The organism is Flavobacterium panici, assembly GCF_024499525.1.
Classification (GTDB): domain Bacteria; phylum Bacteroidota; class Bacteroidia; order Flavobacteriales; family Flavobacteriaceae; genus Flavobacterium; species Flavobacterium panici.
Genome location: NZ_CP100437.1, coordinates 4994418 through 5007054 on the forward strand (window position 1 = coordinate 4994418; position 12637 = coordinate 5007054).

Consider the following 12637-nt stretch of genomic DNA (forward strand, 5'->3'; position numbering starts at 1 on the left):
CGGATTCGCTATCGCGAAGACGCGGAAAAAAACGGATTTTGTCATAATAAATTTAAAAAATCTGTGTAAATCAGCGTTTTCGCGATAGCGAATCCGTTTCATTCGCGTTCTATGTTTTTATACTTAAAATTTTTATACTAAACTCTGGTTTAACTTTACTATTTTATGGTAATTGGTCTGCTTATAAAAATGGGATGTCTAAAAAAATCTAACGTTCGAAAGAATTCGAACGCTAGACCACAAAAAACCACTTTTGCTTAAACAAACTTATAAAAAAACTTAAATAATTTTTATCTATAAAAGCCCATTGCAACGCCGCCGTCTACGTTTAAAGCGTTTCCTGTCGATTTGTTCAGGAAACCTCCAACAAACGCAAAACAAGCATTTGCGATATCATCCGGCAATATGATTTCATTTAATAACGTACGTTTTGCATAGTAAGCCGGTAATTCTTCTACCGTGATTCCGTATGCTTTTGCACGACCTTCTGCCCATCCGCCAGACCAAATATTGGAGTCTGAGATTACAGCATCAGGATTTACGGTGTTAACACGAATTTTATCAGCTCCCAATTCCGCAGCCATTAAACGTGTTAAATGCGCCTGAGCAGCTTTTGCAGAACCGTAACCAGGATTATTTGGGCCGGCTACCACTGCATTTTTAGAAACGATGTTTACAATATCTCCACCAAAACCTTGTTTGCGCATTACTTCGATTCCGGCTTTAGAAACAATAAATTGTCCTTTTACCAAAATATCATATAATCTGTCCCACTCTTCAAGAGTATGTTCTGCAATAGATTTTGAAATACTGATTCCTGCATTGTTTACAATAATATCTGCACCTCCAAAAGCTAAAGAAGCTTGGTCTAAAGCTAATTCTGTACTTTTTTCATCTGTAACATTCAATAAAGTGCTTGAAACTGCATCTTTACCAAAAGCTTTTATAAATTCAGCTGTTGCGCCTTCTAAACGTTCTTCGTTGATATCGTTGATTACTACACAAGCACCTTCCTGAGCAAATTTCTTAGCGATAGCTTTTCCAATTCCGCCAGCAGAACCTGTAATTACAGCTACTCTTCCAGACAATGCTTTTGGTTTTGGCATACGCTGTAATTTTGCTTCTTCTAGTAACCAATATTCAATATCGAATGCTTCCTGGTGTGGCAGCGAAGTATATTCTGAAACGGCTTCTGCACCTTTCATTACATTTACGGCATTGATATAATATTCTGATGCCAAACGCGCCATCGTTTTATCTTTTGCAAAAGTGAACATTCCAACTCCCGGATATAAAATTACCACCGGATTTGGGTCACGCATTGCAGGTGAATTTGATTTCTTGCAGGCATTATAATAGTCTTTGTACATCGCACGGTAAGCTTCAAAAGCCGGAGCTAATTTTGCTTTTACCGCATCAACATCTGATAAATCTTCGTTTGGATCTAATGTTAAAACCAGCGGACTGATTTTTGTTCTTAAAAAGTGATCCGGGCAAGAAGTTCCTAATGGTGCTAATTTTGATAAATCATTAGAGTTAATGAATTCCAATACTCTTGCATCATCTGTATAATGTCCAATCATTTGGCGTTCTGATGAACAGAAACCTCTTAAAATTGGTGCTACTTTTGCTGCTTTTAATTTGCGGTCTGCTTCCGGAAGGCTTTCGATTTTCTGACCTCCAAAAACCGGACGTTTTTTTCCGTAATTATCTTCTAAATACGTCGCGCATTTCTCGATTACTTCCAGCGTATTGATATAACTTTCGTATGCAGTATCTCCCCAGGTAAAAAGACCGTGAGAACCTAACATGATCCCGCGTAGTTTTTTTCCTTTTTTAGCAGCTTCTTCTAAACAGCTTCTTAATTGAAGTCCTAAGTCAAAGCCCGGACGCTGCCAGCCTACCCAGCCAATTTCTCCGTCAAATAATTCTTCAGTGATTTTTGCTCCGTCTTTTGCGGCAGCGATTGCAATTGCCGCATCCGGATGCAGGTGGTCAATATGTTTGAATGGTAAAAAACCATGCAAAGGCGTATCGATAGATGGTGCTTTTGAAGCCAGATCAAAAATACAATGGTTGAATAATTCTACCATTTCATCTTCAAACTCGATTCCTCTGTAAACGTTTTCAAGATTACGTAATCTGTCTAAATACAATGCTGCACAGCCAGATTTTGTCAATGTACCAATATCTCCTCCAGAACCTTTAATCCACATAACTTCTGAACTTGCTCCTGTTAAGGGATCTTTGTCTGTAATTTTTACAGAAGTATTTCCTCCTCCATAGTTAGTCAATCTTAAATCGGCTCCTAAAAGGTTCGAACGATAAATGAAAAGCGCTACTTCATCTCCTGCTAATGCTGCTGCTTTAGCTTCATCCCAAAGATAGCTCACATGCTTAAAATTCATATTTTTTGTATTTGTATTTGACATTGTTATCATATATTTTTTCAAGTTTTTACAAAGAATTCCCAATTCCGACTAAAATGATCGAAAGCATTATCAATCCGATTCCCCAGATAAAAGTCCTGAATGTTTTTTGCGAAACACCCTGCCACTCTTTCAAATAGAATCCCCAAAAATTTGCTGTTAAAATAATAGTTGCCATATGCAGAATCCATGAGCTTGCCCCGTTTCCTAATTTGCTTTCGCCCATTCCGTAAAAGAAAAACTGCAAAAACCACATTGTACCGGCAAGTGCTGAAAAAAGCACATTTTTTGTAATTGGAGTTGCTTTATTGGTATAATCTCCAATCGTTTTATTTTTAAAATTTAAATAGATACACCAGATAAAATTGGTGGTTAAACCTCCCCAAAGCAAAACAATATAGGTTACATTATTTTGAAACAATGGGTTACAGCCATTTATTACTGCCTGTTCTGCCATTGGTTTTCCGGCTTCGATTCCGTAGTTAAAAAAAGAACTTAAAATTCCAGAAATTACGGCAATGATTAAACCTTTTACAAGGCTGAAATCTTTGTCTTTATCTTCGTGCCCAACGGCAAAATCTTTTTCTTTCAGGATTCCGGCTTTTCCAGAAATTGCAATTCCTAAAAGGCAGACTGCAACGCCTAATAAAACCAATCTTCCGCCAGTAGTTGACAACATATCGCTAAACGAAATTTTGCCTTCTGTTGGATATAAATCATAATATATAGAAGGAACTAAAGCTCCAAATGCAGAACAGAATCCTAAAATGATTGAGTTTCCAAGTGACATTCCTAAATAACGAACGCCAAGACCGTATGTTAATCCGCCAATTCCCCAAATCAGTCCCATTGAAAAAGTAAAGGTTTTGATGGCTGGTGACGCTGTTACAATAATTTCAGTAAAATTTGGAATCGTTAAATAGGCAGCAATTGGCGGTACAATTAACCAGGAAAAAAATCCACCTACAAGCCAGTAGCTTTCCCAAGCCCAATCTTTAACTTTTTTAAAAGGCATATAAAAACTACCTGAAGAAAATCCTCCGATAGAATGAAAAATGATTCCTAATAATGATTCCATTTAATAATTTGTTTGTGGTTAATTGCGATAGTTAATTTCGTTTTGTAAAATAATATAATGTAAAAAAGAAAACTGTCCTGTACTATCCTTTATGATTCGTGTATTTTTTGTTAAAAGTGCGCATTAATTGCAAAGATCAATGCAATTGTATTGGAAAAATAAATTTAAAAACGCTACTTTAGCAATCGATTTCGTAATTATTATTTCCTCTAGTCGATATAACACCCTGAAAATAAAGAGTACTTTTATTTTATCATTATTGTTTGTAAGGAAAGTAGTAAAATCAATATATGAAGCAGTTTTTAGGATTGTTTTTTATAAAATTATAATTAAAAAAAATTGTTTCATGCCCCAAAACCTGAAACAGATTGCAAAATAGCAGCATGATTAAATTAATTAAAATAGATGAAGATTCGAGGGTTCCAAAATACAAACAAATTGTTGACTCGATTTTGCAGAATATTGCTAACGGAAATTTAAAAATCAACCAAAAAATTCCTTCTATAAACAGTTTCAGCGAAGAGTTTTACATGTCGCGCGATACGGTTGAAAAAGCCTATAATATTTTAAAGGAAAGAAAAATCATTTCTTCGATTAGAGGAAAAGGATATTATATTACCCGAACAAAACTGGAGTCAAAAGTAAATATTTTGTTCTTGTTTAATAAACTGAGCGCTTACAAAATGAAAACCTACAGCTCGTTTATTGATACTCTTGGTGCTAATGCGCATACTGATCTTCATATTTACCATTGTGACGAAACGCTGTTTTTAAATTTACTGGATAAATTTGAAGGGGCTTACGATTATTACGTTATTACGACCCATTTTAAAACAGATGAATTAAAACATTTGAGTTTTACAGATGAAGTTGCCAAAGCGATTCAGAGAATTCCGGAAGAGAAATTGGTTTTAATGGATAATATCAAACTTTCTCATGAAGGTGAAATCATTAAAATTTATCAGGATTTTGAAAATGACATTTACAATGCACTGAAAGAAGGTTTAACAAAAATCACCAAATACAAAAGATTAATTTTAGTTTATCCTGATAAAGCTGTTTATCCGTATCCGAGAAGAATTCTGCATGGTTTTAGAAAATTCTGCGTGGAGCACGAAATCAACTTTGAAATTCTTAGCGAAGTATATGATGATATGATTCTTAAAAAAGGGGACTTATTTATTACTATTGAAGAATCTGATCTGGTGAATTTAATGAAACAGATTCGCGATGAGGAATATGTTTTAGGGAAAGATATCGGCGTGATCTCTTATAATGATACGCCATTAAAAGAATTACTGGGCATAACCGTAATGTCTACTGATTTTAATATTATGGGAGAAACTGCTGCAAGAATGATTTTGAATAAAGAAAAAGGTCAGTTTAAAGTTCCTTTTAATTTTATTGATAGAAATTCTATTTAAGATGCTGAGATTCTGAGATGCTATCCCGATAGCTATCGGGACTAAGTTTTTTTACAGAGGACTAAAACAAAAAAATCTGCAATAAGTTTTTTTCATTGCAGATTTATTAGATAGTTTATTTAATGCTTTTATAAAGTTGCCATGTCGATTACGAAACGGTATTTTACATCGTTTTTCAGCATTCTTTCATAGGCTGTGGTGATGTCTTTAATGTCGATTAATTCGATGTCGGCAACAATATTATGTTCGGCACAAAAGTTTAGCATTTCCTGAGTTTCGGCTATTCCTCCGCAGGCAGATCCTACAATACTTTTACGTCCGCCTAATAATGAAAAAGCGCCTAAAGCTCCATCCAGATGAATTCCTTCTACAGGAACGCCTACGCAAATATGAACTCCATCAATATTAAGTAAAGACAGGTAAAAGTTAAAATCATGGTCTGCAGCTACTGTATCCACAATAAAGTCGAAAGAACTCTTTACTTTTTCAACTTGCGCCGCATCTTTCGTTACCACAAAATGATGTGCACCCAATCTTTTTGCATCAACTTCTTTTTGTGGAGAAGTACTCAAAATAGTAACTTCAGCTCCCAGGGCAACTGCAAATTTTACAGCCATGTGTCCAAGTCCGCCCAAGCCAAGAACAGCAACTTTGTGTCCTTTACCTATTTTCCAGTGTTTTAATGGCGAATAGGTTGTGATTCCTGCGCATAACAAAGGCGCTGTTGCTGCTAAGTCTAGTGTTTCCGGAATGTGAACGGTAAAGTTTTCGTGTGTGACAATAGAATTAGAATAACCGCCATATGTTGGTTGTCCGTCTCCAAATTTATCAAGACCGTTATAAGTAGGCACAACACCTTCGCCGCAATACTGCTCCAATCCGTCTTTACAGTGTCCGCATTCTCCGCATGAATTAACCATAGTACCAATTCCGGCAAGATCACCTATTTTGAATCCTTTAACGTGATCTCCCACTTTTGTGATACGTCCTACTATTTCGTGGCCGGGAACCATTGGGAAAATTCCCGGAAACCATTCATTGTTAATTTGCGCAAGATCTGAGTGGCAGACTCCACAATATAAAATTTCGATTTGTACGTCATGTGCCCCAACTTCCCTTCTCTCGAAATTCCATGGAGCCAGCGTTTCATTTGCACTTTGTGCCGCATATCCTTTTACTGCAATCATTGTTTTTAGGTTTAGTGTTATAATCGTTGCAAAGTTATTGGCAGTATCTATCTTTAAAGATGTGTATTTCAAATGAAAAGCTGAAAAAATCAAATATGTCAAATAGCAAACGTTTCTTTGAATTTTACAGCTTTCTATTTGATATTACCAATTTACTTGTATTCGATTTTATACCTTTGTACTATATTTACATAAAGCAATTTAAGGTTATAAGTAACTGTTAAAAAAGCAATTATAATAATTTTGGAATCAAATGAAGGAAATTGATTTACATAAGGATCTTAAAAATGACAGCAGGGTTTTTATGCCCGGATTGTTTGATAAAGACATCAAAAATTTTAATGTGCTTTACATTAAACACAATACAGATGATAAATTCAATTGCAAGCCTTTCAACAGAAAATCTCTCTATAAAATAAGTTTATTAAAAGGCAGAACAAAGCTGTATTATGCCGACAAAACAATGGAGTCTGATTGTGCTTTATTATTCACTAATCCTAATATTCCTTATTCCTGGGAACATATCGATTCTGAGCAGTCTTCTTATTTTTGCATTTTTACCGATGAGTTTTTTGATCAGTTTGTAAATATCAAAGATTATCCGGTTTACAAGCCTGGCAATGTTCCGCTTTTTCATTTAAATGAGGAACAATATGTTCAGTTTGAAAATATCTTCAAGCAGATGCTGAACGAAATTACCTTGGAATTCAGTTATAAATACGATTCACTTCGAGCCATGCTGCTCCAGCTTATTCTTACCGCACTAAAACTAGAGCCGGCCGCCTACCAGCGATATAACGACTCAAATGGTTCCCAAAGAATAAGTTCTATTTTTATGGAACTCCTGGAAAGACAATTTCCTATCGAATCACATATGCAGCGAATGGAATTTCGTTACCCAACTGAATTTGCACATCAATTATCCATACATGTCAATCACCTCAATCACGCTTTGAAACAGGTGACAGGAAAAACCACTACACAGCTTATAGCCGAAAGAATTATGCAGGAAGCAAGAAGCCTCCTTCAGCATACGGATTGGAATATCTCTGAAATTGCGTGGTGTCTGGGTTTTGATGACCTTCCTCATTTTATCAATTTTTTCAAAAGAAGTCAGCAATTAACTCCAAAAACCTATCGCAGGGAAAGCAATATTTGATTTTTTCAGCTTAAACCACATTTCTTTTTAATAGTTTTGATGTATTTAAAATCAGATTTCCAGATCTTATTTTGCATCCAAAACAAAAACTTCTATTTCATTAACTATGATACAAAACTACCTTACCGTTATTCTCTGCTTATTTTTGTCGCTTAAAACATTTGGTCAGACCACGAATCAGAATGTCAGTAAACGGGTTTTAAATGCTCCCGAAAGTATCTATAAAAAATTTCGCGATGCCGGAATGAATCCTGTAAATCACGAATTGACTGAAAATGAAAGAGCAAAGGTTGAAAAAGCATTCTCTTTTTTACCGCCTCTGCATCAGAAAATCTTAAAGGCAAATTTGCATAGTATTAGTTTTATGGATAACATGCCTAATACTGCCCTTACATCTCCTGTTGAAAATCAAGATAGTTTGAAAGTATTTAATATTACTTTTCGGGCTGGTATACTCAACGAAACAATTTCTCAATGGGCGACCGCAAAAGAGCTTATTTGCTATGATCGCTCCACAAATCCCGATTATGAAGTCCGTATCGAAGCCGGTGAAATGGATGCGTTTCTTTATGTGCTGCTTCATGAGGCTACGCATGTTGTTGACGCCGTCCTTAAACTAACGCCGCATCCTCTTGATAAAGATACTCTAATGGAACCAACGGTTTTTACGGAATCTATTTGGTACAAAATGAATATTCCTGCTGAAAAATTCATCGATCCATTACTAGAAAAAACTCGTTTTAGAGGCGGTAGTCCGTTACCTGTAGAAATGGCACCCGAAATATACTCAAAGCTGCAAAAAACGCCTTTCCCTTCTTTATACGCAATGGCAAGCTGGTTTGAAGATATTGCCGAACTGGAAACAATTTATCATCTAACGCAAAAAATGAATCAGCCGTTTTATATCACGGTTAAAAAAAATAATGCCGAAATATTTCACTTCGAACCTCTAAAAAATGACTTGGTAAAAAGCCGATTAAAACAACTGACTGTTTTTTACGAAGTTTAACCGGATAAAAAACGTACCAATCCCAACCTTTTTACAATTTATTATATCATTATAATAAAAGTAAGTCTATGAAAAATATACTTTATGTATTGCTGATTTTATCTTGTATTCTTTTTAATTCCTGCAAAGCAAAATTAAAATATTCCCCTTTTTCAGATTCGCCCTATTCTATATTTATGAAAGGTACTAAAAGCGGCGTAATGGCTACTTCAACTAAACAAGTTCTTATTCCGCCAAACTATGAGGCAATAGATCGGTATTTGGTTGGTGAAACTTACCCGCCAACATCAAAGCAGATTTTTTATATTGGATATTCTCCGCTAGACACCATTACATGGACTTCCAAAAGTTTTCTATTTAATGTAAATGGCAAGTTGATATATACCTTTAATGAAGGTGAAAGTATAAAATCACTTTTTCACTATAATAAACAGCTTTACCTTATAACTAAAAAACAATTTTTAGGTGAACCAACAATTCCCGAGCAGACCAATCTTATAAAATTTGAAGACAAATTACTTCGTTTAGATGATAATAAAGCGAGTGAAATTTGTAGTTATCCTGTAATAACACATCTTGATAAAAATATGATTTATCTTAATAGCGACAATCAATTTGGATATTTCGATCTCAATACAGATAAAAAGATTTTATTAAAATTATATAAAGATTTTCAAAGCTATTTATATGTAAAAAAGAAAAATGAAATTTGGGCACAGAAAAGCAATTCAGAAACCGGAAAACCAAATCCATATTATGATACCGTTATTGACAGTACATTAAATATAAAACCTAATACTGCCAAAAATGTGCTAATGGCTTATGATAAATATTATTTTTCTGAAACTGAAAAAGGGATTCAGATTGTTGATTTTGATGGAACTGCTTCACCTTTTGCCTATCCTTTTCTTGAACCTGTAAAAAACAGAGTTGCTTTTTATATCAATACTTTTGGCAGAGAAGCAATTACAGATAAACTTTTTACTTTTTCACCTCGAAAAGAAGGAGATATAATAGGTATTATAGATCAAAGCGGAAAAATTATCCTGCCTGCGGAATTTAATCTAATAGCGATGCAGGAAATACATTATTATTATCAGCCAAGTGAGGAGTTACGAAATTTTTTCAAGGAAAATAAATTATTAAACTTTTACTATTTTACGGTTAAAAACGAAGATACCCATGATGTATATGCTTTGTACAATCAAGAAGGTCAGGAAATCATAAAATTAAAAGAAGACAAAAAAGATCGTTGGACGTATCAGTTTGATTTAATGGAACAAAATCGACTGCAAATTAAGTTTCAATGCAGTAATAAAACTAAAATATATGATTTAAAAACCAAAGAATTAATTGCTGTTGGGCCAAGGCAATGGTAAGTTTTTTTTAGAGGTAATAAGATGCTAAGATTCTGAGATACTAAGGTTTTTAAAACCTATATATTAAAGCAAAAAAAACCTCGCCAGTTGACGAGGTTTTAGTTGTATTATTTTTTTGATTCTTCGATAGAAACTTTTCTGAACTCTTTTAAAAGTTTTTCGATTTCTAAAGTAGCTTTACGTGCTCTTGGTCCTGCAGCTTTGATACCTTTTTCAGTTAAAGATTCAGCTTCTGCTTTGAATGTGTCAATTTCGGCGTTGATTTTTACTAATAGATCTTTCATGCTTATAATTATTAAATTAAGGCGCAAAAATAGAAGTTTGATTGATAGTTACAACATATTTGCTGTTAAAATTATCATTGTTTTTTGTACTTTAAATTAACCTAAAATTTACGAATCACATTTTGCTAAATCATCTTTCTGCAACAAACTATTAATCAGACAATTATTATCAAAACAAAATTTAAGAGCTTATTTAGACATGTTTTAAAATAGGTTTATAAAAAAATAAAATGATTTTTAAAGTATAAGATTTTCGCTTAAATTTTTATTTCACCACTGAGAATGTGTGGAATTTTTCCCCAATTGATTGTCTATTTAAGGGCAGAACTTCAAAATACAAGTCAAATATTATGATTTTGTTATTATATATCTTAAATGACGTTAATATCAAACTTATTTTATACTTATCTTAATTTTAGCCGAAAGCTGCTTTGCCAAATTGGTTACATAATTGGTAAAGTAAACAGAATCCTTAAAGTTTGTATCTGCACTTAATTCCCATCCCGCTATCGGATAATAACTAATTTCTTCTTTGTTCTTTGCTTTCAGTTTTATTAAATAAGAATCTGTCAGCTGTCCTGTTTTTGGTGCTTCCATATATCCTTTGTAAACATTTTTGGGAATAATAACAGCAGTTCCTAAAATCCATTGACGTTCATAGGTCAATTTATCATGTTGTATAAAACACACAAAATCTCCAGCTTCAATTACCTGCAGCGGGTTTTGGTTGTTAAGGTTAGAAAGCGTTACAAGCAGCATTTCGTTTCCTTTTAAACCATTCAGAGAAACTGTATTTTTATAGCCATACATTCCCGGCCAGATCGAAGTTGTTTCCTGTGCCTGATATTTATTTCCTGAGGCTTTCCAATTTTGATAGTTGTAACTTAAAACCGAATTAACCGGACCTTCACTAACGATTTTAAAAGTTGTTTTTTCAATATTATTTAAAGTGTCTGCAGCAAGTATTCCCAGTCTGTTGATTTTATTGTCATTAGTCAATAAGGCAAATCCTCCTAAACCTGCCGAATTTCCAACAGGAAAAATATCTCTTCCCCAGTCGTACATTACATGATAATTATCTTCAACGGCGCCTTTGCTGTTAATTCCAACATCTTCCGGCGTTATTCCGGGCAATTTTTTCCCAAAGACATCTTTTGAGTTTCTTCCATCCATATAATGTCTGAAACCTACTTTATCATTCTCCCAGGTTGGTCCATCTGTTTGGTATTTTTGATAACCTAATTTTTTATGAACCTGGTCTGCCATTAAAATTTCCTGCGTATCTGGATGAACAGGAAGGTTCTTCCCTTCTCTTTTTCCAAATCGAACGCTTGTTTTTATTGGATATTTAGGATCTTTCTGCGACCAATTGAGCAGTATTGTTTTTTCTTCATTTGGAGAAAAATCGGTTACAAAAAAAAGTTCATCCCATTTTCCGTCACCGTTTAAATCATTAACCTGTGCAGGAATGGTATCATTTTTAAAAAGCAATACGGGATAAGTTCCTAAATCTTTATTTATGGTAAGCTGATTTCTTTTTACAGCAATCGCTTTTTGAAATAATTCGATATCAGAATTGTTTTTTAAAACAATTCTATTTTCTTTAGAAAGTTTTTGCTGCGCCTGACAAGACGCAAAAATTAGTGTAGAGAATGCAATCGAGGTGCAAAGATTGATTGTACTTTTCATTTTTTTTTATTTTAAACCAATTCAGGCATTTGAAATTTATTTATCTGATTCCTTTTTTAAGGTTTTCTAAAGTTTTATCATCTAAAACTTTAATCTGATTTACTACTATTTGTGCAATCGTTTTGGCACCTAATAAAGAAAGATGCGTATCATCTGCCTTATCTTTATCATAAAAGGCATTTTCACCTGCTTTGAAATGCAAATGCAGTTGTTTTGATTTTTCTGGCCCGTAAGATTGTTCTAAAACTTCGGTATAATATTCTAAATCAATTAAAGGCACTTTATATTCCTGCGCCGTTAAACGGGTTTCTAAAGGATAATCTCCGTGCGTGGGAACTAATACTCCTTTTTCATTAAAGTTACGTCTCGCAATTGAAGTTAACAAAATAGGGATTGCTCCTTTTTCCCTGCTTTCTTTTACAAAACGAATTAAGTTATATCTATATGCAGTATGCGGGTTAGTGTAACGGACAGAATCTTCTATTTTTTCATCGTTATGTCCAAATTGTATAAAGACATAATCGCCTTTCTTTAGTTTTTTATAAATGGAATCCCAGCGTTTTTCGTTAATAAAACTTTTTGTGCTTCGGCCATTTACAGCTTTGTTAACCACAACAATATCGTCTTTAAAAAAGGGCTGTAAAACTTGTGCCCACCCGTGCTCTGGATTACGCTCCGGATCTTTTTTGTTTGCCATTGTCGAATCGCCAATACAATACATTGCTGTTTTTTGTGCGAAACAAGCTGATGTGATTAGTAATAAGATTAAGATGTATTTTTTCATTTTAGATTTTAGATTTTAGATTTTAGATTTTAGATTTTAGATTTTAGATTTTAGATTTTAGATTTTAGATTTTAGATTTTAGATTTTGAAATGCGGAGTTACTTGCGTTCCTTCGACTTCGCTCAGGAGGACATATCTTTACGGATACTCTTTGCGTAGACGCACTGCTGTGCGTCTCTACAGAAAAACCTTTGTCCCTTTGAACCTCTGTAACT

General features: G+C 34.1%; 10 protein-coding genes. 4 read left to right on the forward strand and 6 right to left on the reverse strand.

Annotated features, from left to right (window positions below):
- Positions 1 to 290: 290 nt before the first annotated feature.
- Both NLJ00_RS20880 and rhaT read right to left on the reverse strand, forming a co-directional pair.
- Positions 291 to 2432, reverse strand: a complete 2142-nt coding sequence (locus NLJ00_RS20880) for a bifunctional aldolase/short-chain dehydrogenase (protein ID WP_256635271.1) — start codon at positions 2430 to 2432, stop codon at positions 291 to 293.
- Between the two features lie 25 nt (positions 2433 to 2457).
- Entirely contained in the window at positions 2458 to 3507 is a 1050-nt protein-coding gene (rhaT, locus tag NLJ00_RS20885) for an L-rhamnose/proton symporter RhaT (protein ID WP_256635272.1), read from the reverse strand.
- Between the two features lie 383 nt (positions 3508 to 3890).
- On the opposite strand from rhaT, the gene NLJ00_RS20890 reads away from it, so the two are divergent.
- Complete coding sequence (locus NLJ00_RS20890) at positions 3891 to 4931, forward strand: GntR family transcriptional regulator (protein ID WP_053471981.1); 1041 nt, start codon at positions 3891 to 3893, stop codon at positions 4929 to 4931.
- A gap of 128 nt (positions 4932 to 5059) precedes the next feature.
- Here NLJ00_RS20890 and NLJ00_RS20895 read toward each other — a convergent pair whose 3' ends face one another.
- On the reverse strand, positions 5060 to 6118 hold the full coding sequence (locus tag NLJ00_RS20895) for an NAD(P)-dependent alcohol dehydrogenase (protein WP_256635273.1): 1059 nt from the start codon (positions 6116 to 6118) through the stop codon (positions 5060 to 5062).
- A gap of 253 nt (positions 6119 to 6371) precedes the next feature.
- On the opposite strand from NLJ00_RS20895, the gene NLJ00_RS20900 reads away from it, so the two are divergent.
- The 3 genes from NLJ00_RS20900 to NLJ00_RS20910 all read left to right on the forward strand — a co-directional run bounded on the left by NLJ00_RS20900 (position 6372) and on the right by NLJ00_RS20910 (position 9665).
- The gene (locus tag NLJ00_RS20900) at positions 6372 to 7277 is read left to right on the forward strand and encodes a helix-turn-helix domain-containing protein (protein ID WP_256635274.1); all 906 of its coding nucleotides are present in this window, start codon (positions 6372 to 6374) and stop codon (positions 7275 to 7277) included.
- Between the two features lie 106 nt (positions 7278 to 7383).
- Entirely contained in the window at positions 7384 to 8286 is a 903-nt protein-coding gene (locus NLJ00_RS20905; protein ID WP_256635275.1) for a hypothetical protein, read from the forward strand.
- Positions 8287 to 8354: 68 nt separating this feature from the next.
- On the forward strand, positions 8355 to 9665 hold the full coding sequence (locus tag NLJ00_RS20910) for a hypothetical protein (protein WP_256635276.1): 1311 nt from the start codon (positions 8355 to 8357) through the stop codon (positions 9663 to 9665).
- Between the two features lie 107 nt (positions 9666 to 9772).
- Here the strand turns inward: NLJ00_RS20910 and NLJ00_RS20915 are convergent, their stop codons facing one another.
- From NLJ00_RS20915 to NLJ00_RS20925, 3 genes are all read right to left on the reverse strand, one after another.
- Positions 9773 to 9949, reverse strand: a complete 177-nt coding sequence (locus NLJ00_RS20915; RefSeq protein WP_026729959.1) for a histone H1 — start codon at positions 9947 to 9949, stop codon at positions 9773 to 9775.
- 393 nt (positions 9950 to 10342) lie between these two features.
- Positions 10343 to 11638, reverse strand: coding sequence for a DUF4861 domain-containing protein (locus tag NLJ00_RS20920; protein WP_256635277.1), 1296 nt, complete (start codon positions 11636 to 11638; stop codon positions 10343 to 10345).
- A gap of 40 nt (positions 11639 to 11678) precedes the next feature.
- Entirely contained in the window at positions 11679 to 12422 is a 744-nt protein-coding gene (locus NLJ00_RS20925; protein ID WP_256635278.1) for a rhamnogalacturonan acetylesterase, read from the reverse strand.
- Positions 12423 to 12637: the final 215 nt, after the last annotated feature.

Excerpts from the sequence above, each read along its gene's own strand:
- NLJ00_RS20910 (WP_256635276.1), top strand. The coding sequence starts at position 8,355 with ATGAAAAATATACTTTATGTATTGCTGATTTTATCTTGTATTCTTTTT.
- NLJ00_RS20925 (WP_256635278.1), bottom strand. The coding sequence starts at position 12,422 with ATGAAAAAATACATCTTAATCTTATTACTAATCACATCAGCTTGTTTC.
- NLJ00_RS20920 (WP_256635277.1), bottom strand. The coding sequence starts at position 11,638 with ATGAAAAGTACAATCAATCTTTGCACCTCGATTGCATTCTCTACACTA.
- NLJ00_RS20900 (WP_256635274.1), top strand. The coding sequence starts at position 6,372 with ATGAAGGAAATTGATTTACATAAGGATCTTAAAAATGACAGCAGGGTT.
- rhaT (WP_256635272.1), bottom strand. The coding sequence starts at position 3,507 with ATGGAATCATTATTAGGAATCATTTTTCATTCTATCGGAGGATTTTCT.
- NLJ00_RS20915 (WP_026729959.1), bottom strand. The coding sequence starts at position 9,949 with ATGAAAGATCTATTAGTAAAAATCAACGCCGAAATTGACACATTCAAA.
- NLJ00_RS20880 (WP_256635271.1), bottom strand. The coding sequence starts at position 2,432 with ATGTCAAATACAAATACAAAAAATATGAATTTTAAGCATGTGAGCTAT.
- NLJ00_RS20905 (WP_256635275.1), top strand. The coding sequence starts at position 7,384 with ATGATACAAAACTACCTTACCGTTATTCTCTGCTTATTTTTGTCGCTT.
- NLJ00_RS20890 (WP_053471981.1), top strand. The coding sequence starts at position 3,891 with ATGATTAAATTAATTAAAATAGATGAAGATTCGAGGGTTCCAAAATAC.
- NLJ00_RS20895 (WP_256635273.1), bottom strand. The coding sequence starts at position 6,118 with ATGATTGCAGTAAAAGGATATGCGGCACAAAGTGCAAATGAAACGCTG.